Consider the following 23731-nt stretch of genomic DNA (forward strand, 5'->3'; position numbering starts at 1 on the left):
TCCAAAGGCCCTGGCGCCAGTCGTCCGCCTCAATACCTGGAGAGACTTCTCATGGCTGCTCCTCGGATCCTGGTCGTCGGCGGTGGTTTCGCCGGCATGGAATGCGCGCACAAGCTCGAGCGGATCCTCAAGCCCCACGAGGCCGAGCTGCGCCTGATCAGCCCGCAGGCCCACCAGCTGTATCTGCCGCTGCTCCCGCATGTCGCCTCCGGTGTGCTCACCCCGCAGTCGGTGGCCGTGCCGCTGCGCCGCATGCTGCACCGCACGGCGATCGTGCCCGGCGGCGCGGTCGGGGTGGACCCGAAGGCGAAGGCGGTGGTCGTCCGGAAGATCAACGGCGAGACCGTGGTGGAGCGCTACGACTACCTGGTCCTCACCCCCGGCAGCGTCACGCGGCAGTTCGACATCCCCGGCGTCGAGACCCACGCGGTGGGCGTCAAGACGCTCGCCGAGGCCGCCTGGATCCGCGACCACGTCATCGCCCAGCTCGACCTCGCGGCGGCCACCTCGGACCGGGCGGAGCGGGAGTCGCGGCTGCAGTTCGTGGTGGTCGGCGGCGGCTACGCGGGCACGGAGACGGCCGCCTATCTGCAGCGTCTGACCGCCGCGGCGGTGAAGCGCTACCCGGGCCTCGACCCGACCCTCATCACCTGGCACCTCGTCGACCTCGCGCCCCGCCTCATGCCGGAGCTGGGCGAGCGGCTCGGCGACAAGGCGATGCGCATCCTCCAGCGGCGCGGAGTGAAGGTGTCCCTCGGGGTGAGCGTCGAGAAGTGCACCGAGGACACGGTCACGCTCACCGACGGCCGCTCCCTGCCCTGCCGCACCTTGATCTGGACGGCGGGCGTCGCACCCAGCCCGCTCGTCGCGACGCTCGCCGCCGAGACGAACCGGGGCCGCCTGGTGGTCCGCCCCGACCTGACGGTGCCGGGCCTCGACGGAGTGTTCGCGCTCGGCGACGCGGCGGCGGTGCCGGACGTCGTCAAGGGCGGCGACGCCGTCTGCCCGCCCACCGCCCAGCACGCCATGCGCCAGGGCTGGGCCGCCGCGTCGAACGTCGCCGCCGCGCTGCACGGCGAGCCGCTCGCGCCCTACCGTCACAAGGACATGGGCCTGGTGGTGGACCTCGGCGGCATCCAGGCGGTCTCGAAGCCGCTGGGCGTCCAGCTCTCCGGCCTGCCCGCCCAACTCGTCGCGCGGGGCTACCACTTGGCGGCGCTGCGCAGCGGCACGGCACGGTTCCGCACCGTCGCCAACTGGGGCCTGAACGCGGTGGCGGGCGACGACTACGTACGCACCGGCTTCCAGGCCGGGCGGCCCGCCACGCTCGCGTCGTTCGAGCGGACCGATGCGTACATGACGCCCGAGGAGATCGCCGAGACGGTGTCGACGTACCACTACGCGCCGACGCGCCCCGAGCTCTGACCCGCGCCGCGGACCGCCTCACACCGAGGGGTCGAACCGGCCGTCGACGGCGGTCCAGCCGCCGTCGACCGTCAGCACGCTCCCGGTGACGAACGTCGAGGCGTCCGAGACGAGATAGGCGACGGCCCCGGCGATCTCGTCGGGCCGCGCCCAGCGGCCGAGCGCGGACGCCTGCGCGTAGGCGTCGTACCAGGCGGGGTCGGCGGCGATCTGGTCGGTGAGCGCGGTGCGCACCACACCCGGCGCGACCGCGTTGAACCGCACGCCGCGCGGCCCCCACTCGGCGGCCGCCGTCCGCAACAGCTGGACGAGCCCGGCCTTGGACGCCGCGTACGCCCCCTGCCCCGGCTCGACCTGGAAGGCCCGCATCGACGCGAAGCCGACCACGCTGCCCAGGCCGCGCTCGGCCATGCCGGGGGCGACCGCCTGGATGAGGGTGAGGTAGGCGCGCAGGTTGAGGGAGAGGACCCGGTCGAAGTCGGCGAGGGTGTAGTCGGCGATGCGCTTGCGGACGTTGACGCCGACGGTGACGACAAGACCGTCCAGGGGGCCCCACGCGTCGACGGCCGCGAGCACGGCGTCGGGTTCGAGGACGTCGAGGGTGTAGGGGGTGGCGCTGCCCGCCCCCTCCCCCTCCCGCTGCCCGTGCCCCTTGTCCTTCCCCTCCACCTCGCTCGCGAGCTCCGCCGTCTCGACCGCGCCCGGCCCGTCCCGGTCCGCCACGATCACCTGCGCGCCGAGGGCCACCAGGGCGCGGGCGGCCTCGCGGCCGATCCCGTTGCCCCCGCCCACCACGGCGACGCGCCGCCCGTCGAGCCGGAACAGATCGGCGTACGACATCTCAACTCCCTTTCCCTTCACGGTGATACGGATGGGTTCGCGGCCGTCCGGGTCAGGTACTCCCGCGCGGCGTGGGCGTAGACGCGCGCGTACTCGCCGATCTCGTGCACCTCGACGTACTCGTCCTTCTGGTGCGCGATCCACTTTCCGCCGGGGCCGTACACGACGGTCGGCAGGCCCGCGTCGCGGGTGAGGACCGTGCCGTCGGTGGTGCCGGGCACGGTGCCGAACGGGGGCGGTGTGCCGTGGACGCGGCGGTGGGCGTCGACGAGGGCGGTGACGACGGGATGGGTCTCGGGGAGTTCGATCGCGGGGCGGTCGTCGACGACGGTGAGCCGCACCGAGACGCCCGCGCCGGCCGCGGCCTCGGCACTGAACTCCCGTACGGTCTCGATGAGTTCGTCGTGATCGGCGCCGGGCATGGTGCGGACGTCGACGCCGACGACGGCGTGCGCCGGGATGACATTGAACTGATCCGGGTCGCCGCCGCGCACCACGGTCGGTGTGACGGTGACGCTGCCGGCGCGCGTATGGGTGCCGTAGCGGTCGCGCGCCCACTCCTGGGCGCGGGCCAGCGAGTCGACGACGCGGGCGGCCGCGACGAGGGGGTTGCGGGCCTGCTGCGGCATCGCGCCGTGCGCCATCGCCCCGTCCAGGTCGAGGCGGAGCCGGATCCCGCCGCGGGCGGAGGCGCACACCTCGTACCCCTCGGGCTCGCACACGATCACCGCGTCGACGCGCCGGGCGAGCGCGGAGGCCGCGAACGCCTTCGCGCCGAGCATCAGCCCTTCCTCGTCGCAGAGCACGCCGACCACGATCCGCCCGGGGAACGGCCCGGCGCGCTGCAGCGCCCGCACCCCATGGATCATGGCCGCCACACCGGACTTCATGTCGGCCGCGCCCCTTCCCCACAACCGCCCGTCGCGGATCTCCCCGCCGTAGGGGTCGACGCTCCAGTCCGCCGGGTCCCCTTCGGTGACGACGTCGACGTGCCCCTCGAACATCAGGGTCGGCCCGAGGCCGCCGCCGCCCTCGACTACGGCCACGACGTTCGGGCGTCCCGGGGCGATCTCGGTCACCTCGCAGGGCCAGCCGAAGTCGTCGAAGAGCCGCCGGACCAGCGCGACGGCGGGCCGCTCGACCTCCGTGGCCCCGGCGGCGTCGACGGTGCGCAGCCGGACCAGGGCCTGCGCGAAGGAGACGGCGGCTTCGATGTCGGGTGCGATGCCGGATGCGACGTCGTCCATGGCCTCATACATGGCACCCGGCGGGCGTCCTCACACCTGCATGCCTCAACTCGCTGCCGCGGATGGCTGGTTGGCAAGGCGCGGGTTGGCAGATGAGGTACTGGTGGGCCGAGGAACGGGGGCGGTACAACGACCCGCATGGGCATACGGATGCGGGTGCGCTCGCTGGCTGTCGCGGTAAGTCTGCTGTCGCTGTGCGGAGTCGAGGGTGCGGGGGCGGCCGCCGCGGCCCCGGCGGGGCTCGGGCCGTGTGCGGAGCGCGGGCGGGTGGCGGTGTTCCATGAGGGCGGCATTCCGCTCGTCGACTGGCGGGAGAACCTGGAGTTCGACGGGCGGGGCACGCTGTGGGTGGCGCATGTGACGCAGAACCGGGTGGAGGGGTACGCGCCCGACGGGTCGCTGCGGGCGAGCTTCGCGGTGAGCGGTCCTGGCGGGATCCGGCGCGGGCCCGACGGGATGATGTACGTCAACTTCGGCGTGAATCCGCTGTCCCCGAGCGGCGGCATCGCCCGCTTCGACCCGGCCGCCGCGCACCCGGAGCCGGAGACGGTCGTGGACGGCCTCTCCGGCGTCAACGGCCTCGCCGTCGACGGGCGCGGCAACTTCTACGTGAGCCGTGAACTGGCCACCGGCGTCCTCAAGTTCGGCCCGGACGGCACCCCGGACACGGAGTGGACGAAGAAGGCGGACGTCTTCGGCACGAACGGCCTGCAGATCGTCGGCGACCAGCTCTACGCGAGCGTCATCACCAGCACCGAGTCCCCCGTCGTCCGCATCCCCCTGGACGACCCGGCCCGCCACTCCGTCGTGACGCGGCTCAGCGCGCACCCCCTGGACGTCAAACTCCTCGACGACCTCACGGAGTTCGAGGGCGACCTGGTGGTCGCCACGTTCGGCAGCGGTGAGCTGATCCGGGTCGACCCGGCGACGGGCCGGTCCTGTGTCCTGGTGTCCGGGCTGCGCATGCCCACGAGCGTCCGCGTCCCGCGCGGCTTCGGGGACCACGACGGGCGGCGTGAGCTGTACGTGGTCGAGGCGTCCGGGCGGATCCTGAAGGTGACGGTGGGCTGAGCGGCCGCCGACTCAGGCCCGCACCCCGCCCAACTGTCCCTCCAGTTGCCCCAGCAACGCGCCCAACAGGGCGGCCAGCTGCCCCTGTTCAGGGCCGTCGAGCCCGGACAGCGCGTCCGTCTCGTACGCGAGCTGGTCGGGCATGAGCGCGTCGACGAGCTCCCGGCCCGTGTCGGTGAGGCTGAGGTGGGCGACGCGGCGGTCGCGGGTGTCGACGCGGCGGTCGACGAGGCCGCGCTCCTGGAGCTGCTTGAGCCGCTTGGTGACGGCGGCTCCGGAGGAGAACGTCTCGCGGGCCAGCTCGCCGGGGGTCAGCTCGTGGCCGGTGCGGCGCAGGGCGCCGAGGAGGTCGAACTCGGGGCGGGTGAGCCCGGCGCGGCGCAGCGGGGCGTCCTCGGCCTGCTGGAGGAGGGCGGCGCAGCGGTTGATGCGGCCGATGACCTCCATGGGCGCGGTGTCGATGTCGGGGCGCACCGCCTGCCACTGCCGCACCACGGCGGCCACGGTGTCGCGCCGGTCCGCGCCGCTCGCGCCCGTCCCCCGGCCGTTGCCTGTCGTCATCCTCGTATGCCTCCGCTGCGCTGTGCCGTCGCTATGGCCGTCGCTGTTGCCGCCGCCGCGAGCGTACGGTGTCCGGCCTGCTCGGCGACGAGCACCCGGTGCTCGGGCAGGGCGCGCTGCCACCACTCCCCGGCGGCGGCGTCGGCGGCGGCGCGGAGATCGACGAGGGCGGCGGCGAGTCCGCGGCGCGCGTGCGCGGAGGCTCCGTGGCCGTCCACCCGCGCCCGGGCCCGCTCCGTGGCGTCGATGGCCTGCTCGATGCGGTCGGTGGCGCGCCGGTTGGTGACGGCGATGGCGGCCACGACGCCGAGGAGCGCGCCGAGAAGGGTGTCCACGACCCGGTCGAGGATGAGCGCCCCGGGCTCCTGGAAGCGCGCGAACTCCGTCACGAGGAGCGCCATCGGGGTCACGCAGACGGTGCCGAGCCAGTAGTTGCGGGTGATCAGCGCCTCCGCACCGAAGGCGAGCGCGAGGCAACAGGCGATGAGCAGCGCGTGGTTGAGGTGGGCGAGCGGCACGATCGCGGCGAAGGCGAGGACGCCGACCAGGTTCCCGACGACGCGCTGCACGCCCCGGTTCCAGGTGAGCGTCACGTTGGCCTGGTAGAGCGAGGCGGCGGTGACGAGGGCCCAGTAGGGGCGGCCGATGCCGAGGGCGAGCGAGGCGTACCCGGCGAGCGCGCAGCCGACGGCGGTGCGCAGCGCGATGGGCAGGACCGGCGATCCGGGCCCGATACGCCGCCACCACGACGACCGCGCCCCGCTCAACTCCATCTCGAGCCCGAGCAGTTCCTCCTCCTCCCCACGGCGTACGTCCCGGGGGCGCGGCACGGCCCCGGTCCCCCGCAGCCCGGCGGCCCACGCCCGTAGCTGCCCGGAATCGGCGGCACCCGGGCCGGCGAGCGCGTCCTCGGCGCGGACGACGAGCCGCTCCAGGGCGCGGCGGGCGGCGGTGCGCTCTCCGGCGGCGAGCAGGGACTGCCAGGCGGCGTGCACGGCGGCGGCCGCGGCACCCCGGGTCCGTACGACGGCGGGGGTGTCGCCCGCCGCGGCGCTGTCGGCGTGGGCGGCCGCGGCCAGCAGGGCGCGGGCGGTGGCGCGCCGCTCGGGCCCGTGCGGGCGCAGCACGGCGGGCGCCATGCCCACGACCCAGGCCACAGCCGCCGCGCCCAGGGTGAGCGCGAGGTGGCCGGGGACCTGCCCGATGGTCTGCGGCGCAAAGAGACTGGCGGAGCTGATGAAGGTGAAGATCAGGTGGCCGGGCGGCCCGATGCGGGTCGCGTCGCACAGGGCCTTCTGTGCGGCGGCGAGGAGCGCGCCGACGGCGACGAGCACGACGGCGGACCCGGCGAGCGAGGCCGCGACGAGCGCCACGGCCATGCTCCCCAGCATCCCGGCCCCGACCCACGCGAGGGCCCGCCCCCGCGCGGCGTACGGGAGGTTGTGCGCGTACAGCGCGCAGAACGACCCGGCCATCGTGTACATCACCAGGTCGAGCCGCCCGATGACGAGCAGCGTCACGTTGGGTATCGCGGTGGCGACGACGACGCTCAGCGCGGACTTGAACCAGATGTCCGAGGGCTTCACCGGCCGCAGCACACCGGCGAGCGGGAGGGGGCGGGCGAGGGGGCGACGGGGGCGGGAGGGGAGGGTCGGGCTGCTCATGAAGAGAAGATTAGCAAGTGTTTTACCCGTGAATAATCTACCCCCACTCCCCCGGTGTGCTCCCCGTGTACACCCGTGCGCTCGCGTACGACTCCGCGTGCACGGGCATCGACCCGACGACGCCGTCGATCAGGGGGAGGTGTGCGGTGCACGGACCGGCGCAGGCCGGGTGGCTGCTCGTGGCGCTGTGCGCGGCGACCGGGGCCTACTGTCTGCTGAGGATGCGCAGCACCGTCGAGGAACAGCGCCGCACGGCGGGCGGCGAGGCCCTCATGGGCTTCGGAATGGCGGTGATGGCGCTGCCCGCGGCCGTCATCACACCACCACGCTGGCTGTGGCTCGCCTACGCCGCGGTCTTCACCGCGGCACTGCTGCACGCGCTCTGGTCGTCCCTGAGCAGCACCCACCACATCCACCACGTGCTCGGCTCCTTCGCCATGGCCTACATGTCCGTGGCGATGTCCGCGACCCCGGCCGCCCACGCCCACCACGGCGGAGCGGGCGTCCCGGCACTGACAGGCGCACTCCTCGTCTACTTCACGGGCTTCGTCCTGTGGTCGGGCACGCGGCTCGCCCCGGCGGGGACGGGGACCGGGAAGGGGGCGACGGGCGGCGGTGGCGCTGGCGGTACGGCCGTGGCGCTCAGCTGGGGGGACCGGGCCGAACTGGCGCTCGCGTGCCGGCTGTCGATGGGGATCGGGATGGTGGCGATGCTGTTGACGCTGTAGCCACCGACGGCCGACGTCCACGCACCACGCCCCCGCGACGGCGGTGCGTGCCGCACTCGCAGGAGTCGCTTAATATTCAACGACGTGGCCGATATTGACTTTCCCGATGACTTGATCGAGCTGGAACGTTCCGCCTGGACCGAGATCCAGCGGGGCGAACTCACCCTGGACACCGCGCAGGCGGTCCAGGCACGCATCACAGAATTCGCCCGAGAGGCCGAGCTGTCACGGCTCGACGTGGAGACGGGACTGAAGAAGCTCGTACGACATCCGGAGCCGGAGGCCGAGGGGGCCTGAGCCCTGGCACAGGCAGGCCCCCTCGGCTCTGCTCGGGTCAGCGGTGCGACAGCACGTTGACCACCTTGCCGTCGGGGTCGCGGACGAAGAAGCGGCGCACGCCCCACTCCTCGTCCTGGAGGGGGTGCACGATCTCCGCGCCGCTCGCGCGCACCGTCTCGTACGCCGCGTCGACGTCGTCCACCTCGATGCTCAGGTCCGGGGTGACGGGCGCGGTCTTGTCCTCGGTCATCACGCTGACCTGGGCCATCGGGTTCGACGGCGCGGCCAGCGTGGTGATCCAGCCGTGGTCCATGACCACCTCGAAGCCGAGGCGGCCGTAGAACGCGCGGCTCTCCCCGACGTCCTGCGACCGGACGATGGGCATGACGCGGCGGACGCTCATCAGGCGTTCTTCGGGGCCGCGTGCTGAGCCACCTCGAAGGACCACACCTCCGCGCCCGTCGCGGCCGGCTTGGGGCGGTCGCCGCCGCCCTGGTGGGCCTGCTTCATGGAGCCCTCCATCCACGCCTTGTACGACTCCTCGTCGCGCCAGCGCGTGTAGACCATGTACTTGTCGGTGCCGTCGACGGGACGCAGCAGCTCGAACCACTCGAAGCCGTCGGCGTTCTCCACGACGCCCGCGCGCGAGGCGAAGCGCTGCTCGAGGGTCTCCCGCTGCTCGGCCGGGACGGTCAGGACGTTGATCTTGACTACGCTCATGCGTCCATCCTGCCTCAGGCGTCCGCCACTTCCCGGCGCCGGTCGGGGTGCGGGTGTCCGGCGACGGCAACTTCCCCGTTCGGTGGTGGAGTTCGCCGCACGGCCGGGGCGAGGAGGTGTCGTCGCCCCGGCCGTCGCGCCACGTGGCGTGCGTCACTTGCGGCGGGCGGCCATACCCTCGGGGAGCGGGCGCCTCATAGGCTGGGGACATGATGGTCCCCGTCGCGCTGTTGCTGCTGGGCGCGCTGACCGCTGTCCTCGCACCGAAGCTGCTCGCCCGGGCCGACTGGGTGGAGCGCGAACCGGTGGTCGCACTTTGGGTGTGGCAGTGCGTCGTCGCCGGTGTGCTGCTGTGCTGTGTCCTGTCGATGACGCTGAGCGCGGCCGCGGCCTGGCAGGCGGTCCGGGGGCATGTCTTCGCGCCCGCGCCGCACGACGTCGTCGAGGCGTACGCGCTGAGCGCCACCGGCCCCTGGGCCGCGGCCACCGCCGTGGCGCTCGCGCTCGGGGGCGTCTGGACCGCGGCGATGCTCACCCGCGAGATCGTCCGGGCGCGGGCCCGGCGGCTGCGCAGCCGCCGTGAACTCGTCGTCCGCGCCCCGCTGTTGCCCGGCGAGGAGCCGGGGCCCGAGCGGCTCGTGGTCCTGGAGGGCGAGCGTCCCGACGCCTGGTGGCTGCCCGGGACGACGCCCCAACTGGTCGTCACCACCGCAGCGTTGCGCCGTCTGAAGGGGCGTCAGCTGGATGCGGTGCTCGCCCATGAGCAGGGCCACGCGCAGGCCCGGCACGACTGGCTGCTGCACTGCTCGGACGCCCTGGCCACCGGGTTCCCGCAGGTCCCGGTGTTCGCGGCGTTCCGCGACGAGATGCACCGCCTGGTCGAGCTGGCCGCCGACGACACCGCCTCGCGGCGCTACGGCCGCCTCACGGTCGCCCTCGCGCTCGTCGAACTCAACGAGGACCGGGGCACATTCGGCCCCTGCCCCACCCCCCACGCCCATGTCCCCCAGCGCGTGCACCGTCTCCTCACCGCCCACCCCCGGCTCACGGCGGGGCGCAGGCTGCGGCTGACCGCGGCCGCCGCCCTGGTGCCCGTCGTGCCGTTCCTGGTGACCTTCGTGCCGGGCCTGCGCGCCCTCGGATAGCCCGGGGCGGCACACATCGGCGAAGATCACCCCATGCACCCGATGTCGCCCATGTCGCCCGCCTCCCCGCACTCCCCGCCCCGCCCGGACTCCCGCGGCTCCCGTGTCTGGCTCGCCCTCCTGGTCCCCTCGGTCGTGCTGCTGCTCCTCGTCGCGTACGAGTGGGGCCCGCTGTTCTCCCTGGACGGCGACATCGCCCGCACCACGCACCGCTGGGCCGTCACGCACGACGGCCTCACGCACACCAGCCGCGTCCTCACCGACTGGGTGTGGGACCCCTGGACGATGCGCGCCCTGTGTGCGGTGGCGGTGGTGTGGCTCGCGGTGCGCCGGGACGGGTGGCTCGCCCTGTGGGTGGCGGGGACGTGCGCCGTGGGGACGGCGCTCCAGCAGGGGCTGAAGGCGGCGGTGGACCGGCCGCGCCCGGTCTGGCCGGACCCGGTGGACTCGGCGCACTACGCGGCCTTCCCCTCGGGGCACGCGATGACGGCCACGGTGGTGTGCGGCCTGCTGCTGTGGCTGCTCCGGCGCTACGGGGCCGGGCCGCTGCTCTGGCGCACGGCGGTGGCCCTCGCCGTGCTGAGCGTCGTCGGGGTCGGCCTGACCCGCGTCTGGCTCGGGGTGCACTGGATGTCGGACGTCGTCGAGGGCTGGCTGCTCGGCGCCCTGGTCGTGGCGGTGGCCGTGACCACGTACGCGTACGGGCCGGGAAGGCGGGAGAGCGGCCGCACTTGACCGTCCGGCGGACGCTCGCGGAGGATCGCGGGCATGGCGATCAAGGGCGTGCTCTTCGACTTCTCCGGGACCTTGCTGCGCGTCGAGTCCAGCGAGACCTGGCTGCGCGCGGTGCTCGACGACGCCGGACTCGCGCTCCCCGAGGGGGAGTTGGTCCGGCTGGCCGGGGAGCTGGAGCGCGCCGGGGCGCTGCCCGGCGGGGCCCACCCCGCCGAAGTGCCCGCGCCGCTGGCCGAGTTGTGGGACCGGCGCGACCGCAGCGCCGAGCAGCACCACGCCGCGTTCACGGGCCTGTCCCGGCAGGTCGTCCTGCCCGACCCCGCCCTGCACGACGCCCTCTACGCCCGCCATATGACCCCCGCCGCCTGGCGGCCCTACCCCGACACCGCCGAGGTCCTCGCCGCGCTCCACGACCGCGGCGTGCGCACCGCCGTGGTCAGCAACATCGGCTGGGACCTGCGGCCCGTCTTCCGCGCCCACGGCCTGGACCCGTATGTGGACGCGTACGTCCTCTCGTACGAGCACGGCATCCAGAAGCCGGACCCGCGCCTGTTCGCGCTCGCCTGCGAGGCGCTCGGTGTCGCTCCGGCGGATGCCCTGATGGTCGGCGACGACCGGCGTGCGGACGGCGGGGCGGCGGCGCTGGGCTGCGCGGTGCACTTCGTGGACCACCTGCCGGCGGACCGGCGTCCCGACGGACTCCGCCCGGTCCTCGACCGCGTCGGCGAGGAGTAGGCCCCCGGCCCCTGCCCTAGGAAGCGTCCTCGGCGCCGCACGGGCCCGAGCGGTCGCAGTACGGCTGGTGGGCGCTGGCCGCGCAGCCGCACAGCATGGCGCGGGTCTCCGGCACGGGTTCGCCGCAGTCGGCGGGGGTGATGAGCAGGTCGCCGCGGAGCACCAGCCTCCCCCGCCCGTCCCGGTGCACGGTCGTGGGTGACTCCGGGCGTTCCGTGGTGCCGTCGACGAGGACGTACTGGAGGGCGCCGGAGGGGCAGCGGCGGATCACCTCGGCGACCTCGTCGGCGGGGGCGGCGTCGGGGGTGATCCAGGGGCGGCGCGCGGTGTCGAAGACCTGGGGCAGGCCGTGCACGCACTCGGCGGCGTGCAGACAGCGCGCGGGGTCGAAGGTGACGGTGATGACGTTGCCCGGGTACGGCTTTCCCCGGGGCGCTCGCGGGGCGGACGCCGTGTCCGGATCCGCAGCGTTCGGGCTCGGACTCAGCTCCGGGTCCGCGTCCGTCATGACTCGTAGCTCTCGACCTCTGCGGCGGGCCGCACGCGCGCCTCGTCCGGGTTCTCGCCGTACTCGGCCTTGGCCCGGCGCTGGCGCAACAGGTCCCAGCACTGGTCGAGTTCGCGCTCCAGGACGCTGAGGCGCTCGCGCTCCGTGGCGACGTCGATGGCCCCGGCCGCGAGGGCCGCCCTGAGCTTCTTCTCGTCGTCGACCATCGCCGTGATGCGGGCCAGAATCTGCTGTTGGTCCATGCCGGTACGCCTCCTCGTACCCCCCGGCCTACTGTAAGGAGGCAGCCGGGGATGCGCGCGGAGAGAGGTGGGGATGCACGGGGACAGCGGTTCGCGGGCGTACGCCTGTGAGCAGGCAACACTCCCCCGCGGTGTTGCCTGCCCCAAGGCGCTTCCCCCAAGGACCAGCCCCCGGAAGGGCGTGGTCCGGCACGCGCTGAGTATATTGGCTGGGAGCCAGTCAACGCAGGAGTTACAGAATGTCGCCCCGTAGCCCATCGGTCAATGAAGAGTTGCGTCGGCGTTCGCGCGAGCGGCTCCTCCAGGCGACGGTGGACCTGGTCGGGGAGCGGGGGTACGAGGCCACGACGCTCGGCGACATCGCCGACCGCGCCGGTTCGGCCCGGGGCCTGGTCTCGTACTACTTCCCGGGCAAGCGCCAGCTTCTGCAGTCCGCGGTGCACCGGCTCATGCACCGCACGCTCTCGGCGGCCCTGGAGAGGGAACCGCTGCCCGCCGACGGCCGGGAGTACCTCGCGCGGGCCGTCGACGCGATCCTGGGGCTCACCCGGGACCAGCCCCTGCTGATGCGGACGCACATGGCGGGGATCCTGCAGGCCGAGGGGTTCGTACGCTGCCCGGAGCAGCAGCGTCTGCAGGAGCTGCTGAGCTGGTCGGTCGAGAAGTACGGCTCGCAGGACGTGGACCGGGACTACAAGCTGCTGCGCGCGCTGCTGATGGGCGCGGTGTTCGCGCTGCTCATCCCGGGCGCGCCGATGCCGGCCGCCACGCTGCGGGCGGAGCTCTTCCAACGCTTCGGTCTGGACTGGGAGTTCGGCCTCCCGCCGGACGGGGCGCCGCCCGGCGGGACGCGCGACGTCAGCGCCTGAAGTACTCGGGCTGCGTCTGGACGTTGAGCTCGCCGACGCGGACGTGCCGCGCCGGGTCGGTGCGCCGGTCGTCGATCTTCAGGACGTCGAGGCCCTTGGCGATGTCGTTCGAGTAGATGTAGCCGTTGTAGTAGTACGCCGACCAGGAGCCGCCGACGGTGATGGTGTCGGTGGACAGGGGGCCGCGCTCGAAGTAGCCGATCTCCTTCGGCTTGGCGGAGTCGGTGAAGTCCCAGACGGAGACGCCGCCCTGGTACCACGCCTGGACCATGAGGTCCTTGCCCTTGACGGGGATCAGCGAGCCGTTGTGGGCGACGCAGTTCTCGGTGTCGGCCTGGTGGCGGGGGATCTTGAAGTAGCTCTTGAAGACCAGCTTGCGGTGCTCGCCCTTGCCGGTGACGGCGTAGATGCCGTCGGCGCCGCGGTTCGGTCCGGTGGCCGCGTTGCAGGTGGCGCCGGAGCCGCCGCCCAGTTCATCGGTGAAGACGACCTTGTCGGCCTTCTGGCTGAAGGTCGCGGAGTGCCAGAACGCGAAGTTCACGTTGTCCTGGACCCGGTCGATGACCTTCGGGCGCTCGGGGTCCTTGATGGAGAAGAGGATCCCGTCGCCCATGCAGGCGCCCGCCGCGAGGTCCTTGGAGGGCAGCACGGTCAGGTCGTGGCAGCCGGTGGTCTTGGAGACGCCGGGGTTGGTGGGCCCGCCCGGGTTGCCGCCGCCGTCCGGGCCCTCGCCCGGGAAGAGCACGGGGAAGTCCACGACCGCGGCCTTCTGCGGGGCCTTGCGGGGCACCTTGATGACGGAGATCCCGTCGTGCGGCGGCCGGCAGTCGGGATACGTGGCGTTGGGCCCGTAGGAGGACACGTAGACGTACACGTCGCGCTTCTTCGGCACGAGGGTGTGCGTGTGCGAGCCGCAGGCGGTCTCGACGGCGGCGACGTACTTCGGGTTGGCCTTGTCGCTGATGTCGAAGACCTTCATGCCCTCCCAGGAGGACTTCTCGGTCGCGGGCTGCGTGGTGCTGTTGCAGGAGCTGTCGCTGCGCGAGGAGTCGGTGGAGAGGAAGAGCAGGTTCCCGGAGACCGAGACGTCGTTCTGCGAGCCGGGGCAGAGGACCTGGGAGACGGTGCGCGGCTTCTTCGGGTCGCGGATGTCGTAGATCCGGAAGCCGTCGTAGTTGCCCGCGAAGGCGTACCTGCCCTGGAAGGCCAGGTCCGTATTGAGGCCGGGCAGCGCGTCCTTGGGGATGTTGGCGAGGTGCTGGATGTTGTCGGAGTGGACGATCTCGTCCGGGGCCGGTATGTCGCCGCGCTTCACGGCCGCCCTGGTGTCGGCGGCGTCGCCCTTCGACACGCTCCTGGGGGCGGCGGGGTGGTCACCGGGGTCCGGGGTGGCGCCCGCGGGTCCCGCGGTGAGCAGCGCGGCGAGCAGTCCGGCCGCGGTGGCGGCAACACCCAGGCGTCTGCGCCGGGTTCGGGGGGTGTGCAACAGGGTCACTGCGGTCTCCCTTGGCAGCGTCGTCGCCGAGGACACCGTTCATGGGTGAACGGTGCATGGACCCCCGCAGTATCGTGCTCATCATGCACAGATCAACAGATGTCAACGTGCTTGTAACGAGGCTTTCCGATCACAGACGTTCACAGTCGTGCTAGGACGGTCCCCAACTGCCCCTCGCCGCACAGGAGGTCACCGTGGCCCATCGCCGTACGACCGGAGTGTCCGCCGTGGGCGCGCTCCTGGCCGCCGCCGTTCTGACCCTGGGCGGCTGCGACTCCGGCGCCTCGTCCGACGCGGGTTCCGGCCGTGGCGGCAAACCCTCTGACGGGCCCTCAGTGATCGTGCCGGGCAAGCCCGGTGAGGGGGCCCGGACGATGTCCGCCGAGGACGCGGCAGAGAAGCGGGCGGACGACGACCGGCCGAACGCGGCGGACTTCACGTACGCGCAGATGATGGTCGTCCATCACGCGCAGGCCCTGGAGATGACCCGACTCGCCCCGAAGCGGGCGGAGTCGGCGAAGGTGCGCGGGCTCGCCGAGCGCATCACGGCCGCGCAGCGGCCGGAGATCGACGCGATGAAGGCATGGCTCAAGCACCACGGCGGGCCGCGCAGGAACGCGTCCGGGCACCACCACGACACGATGCCGGGCATGGCGACGGACGCCCAGCTGGGGGAGTTGCGGGCCGCGCGCGGCAAGGAGTTCGACCAGCTCTTCCTGACGCTGATGACCACGCATCACCAGGGCGCGGTCACGATGGCGACGGACGCGCTCGCCCAGGGCAACAACGTCCAGATCGAGGAGATGGCCAACGAGGTCGTCGTGCAGCAGTCGGCGGAGATCGAGCGGATGCGGAAGATGGGGTGACTCATCTGCGGTTGTGGCGCGGGGCGAGGAAGCCCGCGTCGCGCGCTCCCGCGATCAGCCGGAGTGCCTTGCGGCGGCTGCGTCCCGTCGCGCACATCACCGCGAGCACGGGGTCGCGCCCCTCCTCCTGCGCGGCGCGGTACGCCTCCGCCACGATGCGCCGGCCCGCACTGCCGCGCGGCCAGGCGGGGCGGGCCCGGCGCGGCACGGCCTGGGGCTGCGGACAGCGGTCGTCCCGCCAGGGCCACGGCGCCCCCGCCCCGGTCTCGCCGAGTGCACCGCCGTCCCCGTACGCGGCGGCCGCGTGCTGATCGGCCACCACCCGGCAGGCGTCCTCGAGGGGACCCTCGATCCAGTCGGCGAGAGCCGCGAACTCGTCCAGGGAGAGCGGGGGTTGGGAGCGGAAGTCCTCGATGGAGATCTGCCCGTCGCTGACCACGGCGAGGACGTCGATGGCGCAGCCGTCGCCGAAGGTGAGCCGGACGTGGAACCAGGGGGGCAGGAAGGGGTCGCGCGCGTCGGTGCCCCACTCCCCCGCGGGCGCCGCCGACGGCCCGCCCGACGCGGTGCCGTGGCCCTGCAACTCCCAGGTGGGCCAGACGGAAACGGCCGCATTCAGTCGATAGTGATCAGTAACACCAAGAAATGAACTATCAAGCACAGCCAAAAGGTAGCCGTACAGTCACACTCGGTCGTCAACGGCGCGCACGGGGAGGCGTGCCGAGGCACCCTGTCAGCGCACGCGCCGCCTGCGCCTCGCCCGTACTGCACAGATGACTCCCCATCACCGCACCTGAGTGCGATGCTGAGGACATCTCCCAGGCGCCCTCTGGAGTCACCTCACGGAAGGAGCTCCACCGTGCTGCACATCGCCGTCGTCGGATCGGGTCCCAGCGGGGTGTACGCCGCGCAGTCCCTGGTGCAGCAGGACGAGGTGCCCGGCGTCCGGGTGGACGTCCTCGACCGGCTGCCCTGCCCCTACGGTCTGGTCCGCTACGGCGTCGCACCGGACCACGAGAAGATCAAGTCCCTGCAGAACAACCTCCGTACGGTCCTGGAGCACGAGCGCGTGCGGTTCCTCGGCGGCGTGGAGGTCGGGCCCGCCGGGCTGCCCGCCGCCCGGCTGCGCGAGCTGTACCACGCGGTCGTCTACTGCGTCGGCGCGGCCGCCGACCGCCGGCTCGGGGTGCCCGGCGAGGACCTCGCCGGGAGCCACTCCGCCACCGACTTCGTCTCCTGGTACAGCGCCCATCCGGACGCCGTGGAGAACGGCTTCGTCAACGGCGTGGAGTCGGCCGTCGTCATCGGCGTCGGCAACGTCGCGGTGGACGTCGCCCGGATGCTGGCGCGCGGCCAGGCCGAGCTGCGGCCCACCGACATGCCCCAGTCGGCGCTCGGTGTGCTCGCCGACAGCCGGGTGCGGGAGGTCCACATGGTGGGGCGGCGCGGGCCCTCGCAGGCCCGGTTCACCACGAAGGAGCTGCGCGAGCTCGGCTCGCTGCCGGACACCGAAGTGCTCGTCGACCCCGCCGAGTTGGCGCTCGACCCCGCCTACGCCGACCCCGCCGGGCTCCCCGGTCCCGTCCGCCGCAACATCGAGGTCATGCGCGGCTGGGCCGAGCGCCCGGAGCGGGGCCTGCCCCGGCGGATCAGGCTGCGGTTCTTCCTGCGGCCGGTGGAGGTGGCGGGCGCCGCGGGGCGGGTGTCGGGGGTGCGCTTCGAGCGGACGGTGCCGGACGGTCGGGGCGGGGTGACCGGGACCGGGCGGTACGAGGACCTGCCGGCCCAGCTGGTGCTGCGCTCGGTCGGCTACCGCGGGGTCCCGCTGGACGGGCTGCCGTTCGACCCGGACCGTGGCACGGTGCCCCATGTGGCGGGGCGGGTCATGCGCGGCGGCGTGGCCGTGCCCGGCGCGTACGTGGCGGGCTGGATCAAGCGCGGCCCGACCGGCGTGATCGGCACGAACCGGCCGTGCGCCAAGGAGACCGTGCGCTCCCTCCTCGACGACGCGCCCGCGCTCCGGCGCCGGACGGCGGCCGACGACCCGCTCGCCGCCCTGCGCCGGGCGGGGCTGCGCCCCGTCGAGTGGACGGGGTGGCAGGCGATCGAGCGGGCCGAGGCCGAGCTGGGGCGTTCGATGGGGCGCGGGCCGGTGAAGATCCCGGACTGGGAGGGGCTGCTCGGAGCTGCCCGGGGGACGGCGGGGGCGCGCTGACGCGTCAGCGCGGCCACGCCGCCCGGGGCCGCGCCACTCGGAGGTCCGCGGCTGCCGGACCGCCGTGTCGGGCGGCAGCTTCCCGTTGTCGAGCGGGCCGCTGGCCGCTGGAGAGCAATGGGCGGGCGGACGGCGGGAGTTCGGCCGGTGGGGACGCGGGGACGGCAGGGGCACGCTGATACACGGGCCCGGCCGCCCCACCGCGGGCCGCGCTACCCGGAGGTCCGCGACTGCCAGACCGCCGTGTCCGGCGGCAGCTTCCCCTCGTCGAGCGGGCCGCTGGAGAGCAATGGGCGGGCGGACGGCGGGAGTTCGACCGGTGCGGTGGTGAAGTTGACCGTGCAGGTGAAGCCGTCCGTGCGGGCGAAGGACAGGACTCCTTCGGGGGCGGGCAGCCAGGTCAGAGGGCCGTCGCCGAGGGCGGGGGTGGCGCGGCGGAGGTGGAGGGCCGTGCGGTAGAGCTCCAGGGTCGAGGCGGGGTCGCCGGTCTGTGCGGCCACGGTGTGGTCCTTCCAGGCCGGGGGCTGGGGCAGCCAGGGGGTGCCGTCCGTGTGGTCGGGGGTGGCGGAGGTGTCGGGGGTGGCGCGGGCTTCGGAGGTGCCGGGGGCTTCGGAGGCTTCGAGGGTGAAGGCGAAGGGGGGTTCGTCGCCTGACCAGGGCAGGGGCACGCGGCAGCCGTCGCGGCCCGGGTCCGTGCCGCCGGACTGGGTGGCGGTGGGGTCCTGGCGCAGCTGCGGCGGGATGTCCTCGACCTCCCACAGGCCCAGCTCCTCGCCCTGGTAGAGGTAGACGCTGCCGGGCAGGGCGAGGCTGAGCAGGGCGGCGGCGCGGGCCCTGCGGGTGCCGAGGGCGAGGTCGACGGGGAGGCCGTGCCGCCGCTCTCCGTACGAGGTGTCGGTGCGGCCGTAGCGGGTCACGGGCCGGGTGGTGTCGTGGTTGCCGAGGACCCAGGTGGCCGGGGCGCCGACGGGGGCGTGCTGGGCGAGGGTCTCGTCGATGACCGCGCGCAGCGCCGTGGCGTCCCACGGGGCTTGCAGGAAGGGGAAGTTGAAGCCGGTGTGGAGTTCGTCGGGGCGCAGATAGCGGGGCAGGGAGTCGGCGGGCACCCACAGTTCGCCGACGAAGATCCGCTCGCCGTCGTAGGCGTCGGCGATGCGGCGCCAGGACCGGTAGATCTCATGCACCTCGGGCCGGTCCGCCTCGGGCGGCGGGGCCCCCTCGGGCAGGGACGCCTTGTCGGGCAGGCCGTCCTGCTTGACGAGGAGCGAGGCGACGTCGATGCGGAAGCCGTCGACGCCGCGGTCCAGCCAGAACCGCAGGATGTCCTCGAACTCGGCGCGCACCCGCGGGTGGTCCCAGTTCCAGTCGGGCTGCTGCGGGGCGAACATGTGCAGGTACCACTCGCCGTCGCCGAGCCGGTGCCAGGCGGGGCCGCCGAAGAAGGACTGCCAGTCGTTGGGCGGCAGTTCACCGTGCTCGCCCTTGCCGGGCCGGAAGTGGAACAGGTCCCGCGGTGCCGCGCCCGGCGCCGCGGCGAGCGCCTCCTGGAACCACGGGTGGCGTTCGGAGCAGTGGTTGGGCACCAGGTCGACGATGAGGCGGAGCCCGAGGCCGTGCGCCTCGCCGATCAGGGCCTCGGCCTCCGCCAGGGTGCCGAACAGCGGGTCGACGGCGCGGTAGTCGGCCACGTCGTACCCGGCGTCCGCCATCGGGGACACGTACCACGGGGAGATCCACACGGCGTCGGCGCCGAGGTCGCGGATGTGGGCGAGGCGGGCGCGAATGCCGGCGATGTCGCCGATGCCGTCGCCGTTCCCGTCGGCGTAACTGCGCGGATAGATCTGGTAGATGGCGGCGCCGCGCCACCAGGGAGCCGCAGCCGGGTCAGCCATGGAGACCCTCTCTCGTCGTCGTGTCGCGGAGGGCCGATTCTGCGCCCTGAAGTGCCACCAGCACTACCGAGGAGGGGAGTTGGGGGACCACTTCCCGATCTCAGGCGCGGCCCAGGCGCTCCTCCTGCCGGTCCGCCGCCGTCAGGACGCTGTCGAGCAGTCCGGGGAAGAGCGCCTCCAGGTCGTCGCGGCGCAGGCCGTTGCGCTTGGCGGTGCCGCGGTAGATCTGCTGGATGACGCCGCTCTCGCGCAGCACGCGGTAGTGGTGCGTGCAGGTCGACTTGGTCACGGGCAGCTCGATGTCGGAACAGGAGAGCTCGCCCTGGCGGGCCAGTTCGCGCACGACGCGCAGCCGCATCGGGTCCGACAGCGCGTGCAGGACGCCTTCGAGGCGGATGTCCGCGCGCTCCGGGTGGGCGAGGGTCCTGCCGCCGCCCGGCGCGGGGGCCGCGGGCGTGGGCGGCGGTGCGGCTGTCGGGGTCATGGCGGCTCCACTTCGTTCCGGTCCCGGTCCGTCGTCGCCCTCATTGTACGAGAGCTCTCGTAGTTTGACAGTCGCCGTACTACGATGCCTATCGTACGTGGAGCACATCCCGTCCCAGACGAATGGAGCCCGCCGTGAGCGCGCTGTTCGAGCCGTACACCCTGCGATCGCTGACCATCCCCAACCGCATATGGATGGCCCCGATGTGTCAGTACTCGGCCGAGACCAGCGGGCCCGGCACCGGCGTCGCGGGCGACTGGCACCTGGCCCACTACGGCGCGCGCGCCACGGGCGGCACCGGACTGATCCTGCTGGAGGCCACGGCCGTCTCCCCCGAGGGCCGCATCTCCCCCGCCGACCTCGGCATCTGGAACGACCGGCAGGTCGAGGGGCTGCGCCGCATCACCGGCTTCCTCAAGGCGCAGGGCACCGTCCCCGGCATCCAGCTGGCGCACGCCGGGCGCAAGGCGTCGACCGACGTCCCGTGGCGGCGCGGCACCCCGCTGGCGCCCGGCAGCGAACTGGGCTGGCAGCCCCTCGGGCCGAGCCCGGTCGCCTTCGACGAGCGGCACACCGTGCCCACGGAGCTGACCGTCGATCAGATCCAGGAGATCGTGGGCCAGTTCGCGGACGCGGCGCGGCGCGCCCTGGACGCCGGGTTCGAGGTCGCCGAAGTGCACGGCGCGCACGGGTACTTGATCGGCGAGTTCCTCTCCGCGCACTCCAACCGGCGTACGGACGCGTACGGCGGCTCGTTCGAGAACCGCGCCCGCTTCGCCCTCGAAGTCGTCGACGCCATCCGGGCGGTGTGGCCCGACGGCCTGCCGCTCCTCTTCCGGATCTCCGCGACGGACTGGCTGGACGAGGGCGTGCCCGGCTGGACGGCGGACGACACGGTGCGCCTCGCGCCGCTGCTCCAGGAGCACGGCGTGGACCTCCTCGACGTCTCCACCGGCGGCAACGCGGCCGGGGTGCGCATCCCGGTCGAACCCGGCTACCAGGTGCCCTTCGCCGCCCGCGTGAAGGCCGAGACGAGTCTTCCCGTCGCGGCGGTCGGCCTCATCACCGACGCCGCCCAGGCGCAGAAGGTCCTCGACAACGGCGAGGCGGACGCGGTGCTGTTCGGCCGCGAGCTGCTGCGCAATCCGTCGTTCGCGCGCCTCGCGGCGCGGGAGTCGGGCGCCGAGGTGCGCGTGCCGGACCAGTACCTGCGCTCCGTCTGACGCGCGCACGCGACGCTCGCGCCTCACCCGCGCGCCCAGCGCGCGCACCGGGCCCGGGTCCCGCCGAAGAGCGGGGCCCGGGCCCGTCGCACGCCCCCGGGCGGGCATTTCGACAGTCACGGCACGCGTGTCACCGGCGTGAACCGGCCACTTCCGCACAGGCGTCCGGGCCGCAGATTCGTGCGCGCGCCCCGGCATTCGCCGGAAACACCGAGTTCAGTCACACACAGTCACTGAATGAGGGCTCCATTCATCTGCGATCCCCCTGCACGACGCTTCAGACAGTGGCCGACAAACAGGGGTAGCAAACCCTGCTGAGCGGGCAGAATGTACCTGTCACCCTCGATGCCGCCCTGGACCCGGCGGTGCGCAGCCCCGGCTTCTCTCCTGCCGCGGCGCCCATTTTCAGTAACTCTCTGTTACCGAGGAGAAGAGGTCGGATAGACCATGGGCACGTCTGACACCTCTTTCGAAGTGCTCCCCCGCACCGTCGGCGGAGCACTCGTCCTCGCGTTCAGCGGTGAGCTGGACGCCTGGGCCGCGCTCCGACTCTCGCCGCGGATTGCGGAGTTGATCGCGCGCCCACGGCCCGACGTCATCATGGACCTGCGCCGCGTGACCTTCCTCGACGCCGGGGGGCTGCGGCTGCTGCTGACCGTCAGGGACCGGGTGGCAGTGCGGCAGGGCGTGCTCAGAGTGCTCCCCGCCGCGCCGCGCGTGTGGCGGGTGGTGCACATCACCGGCCTGGAAGGGGAGTTCCCCGTGGCCGAGGGGATACCCGACGACTCCAGACGTCCTGATCCGCCGATGACCGCGACCTCGCCCGGGTGATGACTCACCCGGGCCCGAGTTGCGTCCGGCGCCGCAGCCGGAAGGGTGGACGGTGACGCGCCTGGCGACCCGACCGGGGGCCGCCGGGGCTCACAGCAGAACCGGGAGCGGACATGGAGGACTCAGCCATGGAGGACGTGGCCGCCGATCTCACGGCCATCGCCGAGGACCACCTGGCCAAGGCGCGCGGCGCGGCGCACGGCCGCAGCGCCCAACTCATCGTGCACGACGGCCCGTTGCGCCAGAGCGTGATCGCTCTCGCCTCGGGTGCGGCGCTCGACGAGCACAACACCCCGCCCGCCGCGAGCGTGGCCGTCCTGCGCGGCCGGGTCCGGCTGACCATGCCGGACGGGGGCGGCACGGAGCTGGCGGCGGGGCAGCTCGGGCAGATCCCGAAGGTCCGGCACGGACTGGTCGCCCTGGAGGACGCGGCGGTCCTGCTCACGGCGGTCACGGCGGTCGCGGAGGCACCCTGACCCACGGCGTCCGCCCCGACGCCGTCGAGGGCCTGGCCGGTCTGCGCCGGCCGGGCCCTCGATCCCTGCGCACCTCACGCCTCGATGCGCTCCACCTTGTCCACCAGGAACAGGAAGGACAGCGCGCCGCCCACCGTGATGCCCGCGATCAGGAGCAGCGGGAGGGTGAAGGAGCCGCCCGCGCCGCCGACCATGTAGCCGATGACGACCGGGACCACGATGCCCGCGAGGTTGCCGAAGACGTTGAAGCAGCCGCCGGCCACGCCCAGCATCCGCTCGGGGGCGATCTCGGTGACCAGGACCCAGGAGAAGGACGCCAGGCCGTTGGCGAAGAAGGCCACGCACATGATGGCGATCATGGCGGCGTTCGAGGTGACGTAGTTGGCCGCGACGATCACGCCCGCGAGGCCGAGGCCCACGACGATCGGGGTCTTGCGGGCGAAGGACGCCGACACCCCCCGCTTGACCATCCAGTCCGACCAGCTGCCGCCGCAGAGCACGCCGACGAGGGCCGCGACGAACGGCAGCGCGCCGGTGAGGCCGCCCTTGTCGAGGGAGAGCCCGCGCTCATTGGTGAGGTAGGTGGGGAACCAGGTCAGGAAGAAGTAGAGCGTCGAGGCGATCGCGAACTGGCCGAGAAAGACGCCCCAGATGCGGCGCCGGCGCAGCAGGAACTTCATGTCCCGCAGGAAGGCGCCCTTGTCGTCGGCGGCGGCCGTGCTGACCTGCTGGGCGCCCTCGGTCTCGTCGCGGACGATGTGGTCGAGCTCGGCGTCGCCGACCTTCGGGTGCTCGGCCGGACGGTTGCGGATGACCTTGACCCAGACCAGCGCCCAGGCGATGCCCACGCCGCCGAGCACCCAGAAGACATGGCGCCAGCCGAGGGCGGCGGCCAGCCACGCGATCAGTGGGAAGGCGACGCCGAGCCCGATGAACTGGCCCGAGGTGTAGACGGCGACGGCACGGCCGCGCTCGGTGCGCGGGAACCAGGAGGCGGCGACCCGGCCGTTGCAGGGGAAGGCGGGGGCCTCGAAGAGACCGAGGCCGAGGCGGGTGCCGAAGAGGAAGCCGAAGCCCTTGGCGAGCGATCCCATGGCGGTCATGACGGACCAGGCGACCAGGGCGACGGCGTAGACGACGCGCGGCCCGAAGCGGTCGACGAGGCGGCCGCCGGGGATCTGCGCGAGCGCGTAGGTCCAGGCGAAGCCGGAGAAGAGCCAGCCCATCGTCTCGGGCGAGATGTTCAGGTCCCTGCTGATGTCCGGGGCGACGATCGACAGGACGCTGCGGTCCAGGTAGTTGATGGCCGTGGAGACGAAGAGGACGGCGAGGATCGCGAAGCGGAAGCGGCCCACGCGGCTCCGCCCGCCCGGGGCGGGCGCGGGAACGTCGGGGGCGTGGACCGGTGACGGGGAAGTGACCGGGCGCTGGCTGAGGGACATGGGTGTCCTCCGGGGGAGGGCGAACCAAAAGGCGACGG

The 23731-nt window shown here is 73.2% G+C and carries 26 protein-coding genes; 13 read left to right on the forward strand and 13 right to left on the reverse strand.

The features are described 5' to 3' along the window. Positions 1–51: 51 nt before the first annotated feature. Positions 52–1425, forward strand: a complete 1374-nt coding sequence (locus ACFWYM_RS10535) for an NAD(P)/FAD-dependent oxidoreductase (RefSeq protein ID WP_384833184.1) — start codon at positions 52–54, stop codon at positions 1423–1425. Positions 1426–1443: 18 nt separating this feature from the next. Here ACFWYM_RS10535 and ACFWYM_RS10540 read toward each other — a convergent pair whose 3' ends face one another. Further along, positions 1444–2265 carry an SDR family NAD(P)-dependent oxidoreductase gene (locus ACFWYM_RS10540; protein WP_384833187.1) on the reverse strand — a complete coding sequence of 274 codons (822 nt, stop codon included), beginning with the start codon at positions 2263–2265 and terminating at the stop codon, positions 1444–1446. 17 nt (positions 2266–2282) lie between these two features. Beyond that, complete coding sequence (locus ACFWYM_RS10545; protein WP_384833190.1) at positions 2283–3512, reverse strand: M20 family metallopeptidase; 1230 nt, start codon at positions 3510–3512, stop codon at positions 2283–2285. Between the two features lie 138 nt (positions 3513–3650). On the opposite strand from ACFWYM_RS10545, the gene ACFWYM_RS10550 reads away from it, so the two are divergent. After that, on the forward strand, positions 3651–4583 hold the full coding sequence (locus tag ACFWYM_RS10550; RefSeq protein WP_384833193.1) for an SMP-30/gluconolactonase/LRE family protein: 933 nt from the start codon (positions 3651–3653) through the stop codon (positions 4581–4583). Positions 4584–4595: 12 nt separating this feature from the next. Here the strand turns inward: ACFWYM_RS10550 and ACFWYM_RS10555 are convergent, their stop codons facing one another. Both ACFWYM_RS10555 and ACFWYM_RS10560 read right to left on the reverse strand, forming a co-directional pair. Next, positions 4596–5144 carry a MarR family winged helix-turn-helix transcriptional regulator gene (locus ACFWYM_RS10555; RefSeq protein ID WP_384833195.1) on the reverse strand — a complete coding sequence of 183 codons (549 nt, stop codon included), beginning with the start codon at positions 5142–5144 and terminating at the stop codon, positions 4596–4598. Further along, a complete protein-coding gene (locus tag ACFWYM_RS10560; RefSeq protein WP_384833198.1) occupies positions 5141–6808 on the reverse strand; it encodes an FUSC family protein in 1668 nt (555 codons plus the stop codon). The genes ACFWYM_RS10555 and ACFWYM_RS10560 overlap by 4 nt, the downstream gene beginning before the upstream one ends. Positions 6809–6954: 146 nt before the next feature. Between ACFWYM_RS10560 and ACFWYM_RS10565 the strand changes: the two genes are divergently transcribed. Together ACFWYM_RS10565 and ACFWYM_RS10570 are read left to right on the forward strand one after the other, a co-directional pair. Continuing rightward, a complete protein-coding gene (locus ACFWYM_RS10565) occupies positions 6955–7536 on the forward strand; it encodes a DUF5134 domain-containing protein (protein ID WP_384833352.1) in 582 nt (193 codons plus the stop codon). 84 nt (positions 7537–7620) lie between these two features. Beyond that, on the forward strand, positions 7621–7833 hold the full coding sequence (locus tag ACFWYM_RS10570) for a hypothetical protein (protein WP_384833201.1): 213 nt from the start codon (positions 7621–7623) through the stop codon (positions 7831–7833). A gap of 37 nt (positions 7834–7870) precedes the next feature. On the opposite strand, the gene ACFWYM_RS10575 is transcribed toward ACFWYM_RS10570, so the two are convergent. Together ACFWYM_RS10575 and ACFWYM_RS10580 are read right to left on the reverse strand one after the other, a co-directional pair. Next, the gene (locus ACFWYM_RS10575) at positions 7871–8218 is read right to left on the reverse strand and encodes a VOC family protein (RefSeq protein WP_384833204.1); all 348 of its coding nucleotides are present in this window, start codon (positions 8216–8218) and stop codon (positions 7871–7873) included. Further along, entirely contained in the window at positions 8218–8535 is a 318-nt protein-coding gene (locus ACFWYM_RS10580; protein ID WP_384833206.1) for an antibiotic biosynthesis monooxygenase family protein, read from the reverse strand. Before ACFWYM_RS10580 ends, ACFWYM_RS10575 begins: the two co-directional genes overlap by 1 nt. 209 nt (positions 8536–8744) lie before the next feature. Here ACFWYM_RS10580 and ACFWYM_RS10585 point away from each other — a divergent pair, with 209 nt between their 5' ends. From ACFWYM_RS10585 to ACFWYM_RS10595, 3 genes are read left to right on the forward strand one after another with little or no spacing between them, the layout of a single operon-like run. Beyond that, a complete protein-coding gene (locus tag ACFWYM_RS10585; protein ID WP_384833209.1) occupies positions 8745–9680 on the forward strand; it encodes a M56 family metallopeptidase in 936 nt (311 codons plus the stop codon). 51 nt (positions 9681–9731) lie between these two features. Further along, the gene (locus tag ACFWYM_RS10590) at positions 9732–10415 is read left to right on the forward strand and encodes a phosphatase PAP2 family protein (RefSeq protein WP_384833355.1); all 684 of its coding nucleotides are present in this window, start codon (positions 9732–9734) and stop codon (positions 10413–10415) included. A gap of 33 nt (positions 10416–10448) precedes the next feature. After that, complete coding sequence (locus ACFWYM_RS10595) at positions 10449–11150, forward strand: HAD family hydrolase (RefSeq protein WP_384833212.1); 702 nt, start codon at positions 10449–10451, stop codon at positions 11148–11150. 16 nt (positions 11151–11166) lie between these two features. Here the strand turns inward: ACFWYM_RS10595 and ACFWYM_RS10600 are convergent, their stop codons facing one another. Beyond that, positions 11167–11658, reverse strand: a complete 492-nt coding sequence (locus tag ACFWYM_RS10600; protein WP_384833215.1) for a (4Fe-4S)-binding protein — start codon at positions 11656–11658, stop codon at positions 11167–11169. Next, positions 11655–11900 (reverse strand): DUF2630 family protein, encoded by a 246-nt coding sequence (locus tag ACFWYM_RS10605; RefSeq protein ID WP_384833218.1) that lies wholly within the window; start codon positions 11898–11900, stop codon positions 11655–11657. Before ACFWYM_RS10605 ends, ACFWYM_RS10600 begins: the two co-directional genes overlap by 4 nt. A 239-nt stretch (positions 11901–12139) precedes the next feature. On the opposite strand from ACFWYM_RS10605, the gene ACFWYM_RS10610 reads away from it, so the two are divergent. Beyond that, on the forward strand, positions 12140–12769 hold the full coding sequence (locus ACFWYM_RS10610) for a TetR/AcrR family transcriptional regulator (RefSeq protein WP_384833221.1): 630 nt from the start codon (positions 12140–12142) through the stop codon (positions 12767–12769). Here the strand turns inward: ACFWYM_RS10610 and ACFWYM_RS10615 are convergent. Then, positions 12759–14264: an LVIVD repeat-containing protein gene (locus ACFWYM_RS10615; RefSeq protein WP_384833223.1), complete on the reverse strand. Its 1506-nt coding sequence runs from the start codon at positions 14262–14264 to the stop codon at positions 12759–12761. The genes ACFWYM_RS10610 and ACFWYM_RS10615 overlap by 11 nt on opposite strands. Positions 14265–14458: 194 nt before the next feature. Here ACFWYM_RS10615 and ACFWYM_RS10620 point away from each other — a divergent pair, with 194 nt between their 5' ends. Further along, positions 14459–15130, forward strand: a complete 672-nt coding sequence (locus ACFWYM_RS10620) for a DUF305 domain-containing protein (protein ID WP_384833226.1) — start codon at positions 14459–14461, stop codon at positions 15128–15130. Position 15131: 1 nt separating this feature from the next. On the opposite strand, the gene ACFWYM_RS10625 is transcribed toward ACFWYM_RS10620, so the two are convergent. Beyond that, complete coding sequence (locus ACFWYM_RS10625) at positions 15132–15713, reverse strand: DUF6214 family protein (RefSeq protein ID WP_384833229.1); 582 nt, start codon at positions 15711–15713, stop codon at positions 15132–15134. Positions 15714–15989: 276 nt separating this feature from the next. Between ACFWYM_RS10625 and ACFWYM_RS10630 the strand changes: the two genes are divergently transcribed. Beyond that, positions 15990–17345 (forward strand): FAD-dependent oxidoreductase, encoded by a 1356-nt coding sequence (locus ACFWYM_RS10630; RefSeq protein WP_384833232.1) that lies wholly within the window; start codon positions 15990–15992, stop codon positions 17343–17345. Between the two features lie 212 nt (positions 17346–17557). Here the strand turns inward: ACFWYM_RS10630 and ACFWYM_RS10635 are convergent, their stop codons facing one another. Both ACFWYM_RS10635 and ACFWYM_RS10640 read right to left on the reverse strand, forming a co-directional pair. Next, positions 17558–19237: a glycoside hydrolase family 13 protein gene (locus ACFWYM_RS10635; protein ID WP_384833235.1), complete on the reverse strand. Its 1680-nt coding sequence runs from the start codon at positions 19235–19237 to the stop codon at positions 17558–17560. Between the two features lie 100 nt (positions 19238–19337). Further along, positions 19338–19721 (reverse strand): ArsR/SmtB family transcription factor, encoded by a 384-nt coding sequence (locus tag ACFWYM_RS10640; protein ID WP_384833238.1) that lies wholly within the window; start codon positions 19719–19721, stop codon positions 19338–19340. A 134-nt stretch (positions 19722–19855) separates the two neighbouring features. On the opposite strand from ACFWYM_RS10640, the gene ACFWYM_RS10645 reads away from it, so the two are divergent. The 3 genes from ACFWYM_RS10645 to ACFWYM_RS10655 all read left to right on the forward strand — a co-directional run bounded on the left by ACFWYM_RS10645 (position 19856) and on the right by ACFWYM_RS10655 (position 22251). After that, a complete protein-coding gene (locus ACFWYM_RS10645; protein WP_384833241.1) occupies positions 19856–20944 on the forward strand; it encodes an NADH:flavin oxidoreductase/NADH oxidase in 1089 nt (362 codons plus the stop codon). Positions 20945–21391: 447 nt separating this feature from the next. Next, complete coding sequence (locus ACFWYM_RS10650) at positions 21392–21775, forward strand: STAS domain-containing protein (protein WP_384833244.1); 384 nt, start codon at positions 21392–21394, stop codon at positions 21773–21775. A 113-nt stretch (positions 21776–21888) separates the two neighbouring features. Continuing rightward, a complete protein-coding gene (locus tag ACFWYM_RS10655) occupies positions 21889–22251 on the forward strand; it encodes a cupin (protein WP_384833246.1) in 363 nt (120 codons plus the stop codon). A gap of 74 nt (positions 22252–22325) precedes the next feature. Here ACFWYM_RS10655 and ACFWYM_RS10660 read toward each other — a convergent pair whose 3' ends face one another. Continuing rightward, entirely contained in the window at positions 22326–23693 is a 1368-nt protein-coding gene (locus tag ACFWYM_RS10660; RefSeq protein ID WP_384833249.1) for an MFS transporter, read from the reverse strand. Positions 23694–23731: the final 38 nt, after the last annotated feature.

Origin of the sequence: Streptomyces sp. NPDC059009 (assembly GCF_042740175.1) — a bacterium.
GTDB lineage: Bacteria > Actinomycetota > Actinomycetes > Streptomycetales > Streptomycetaceae > Streptomyces.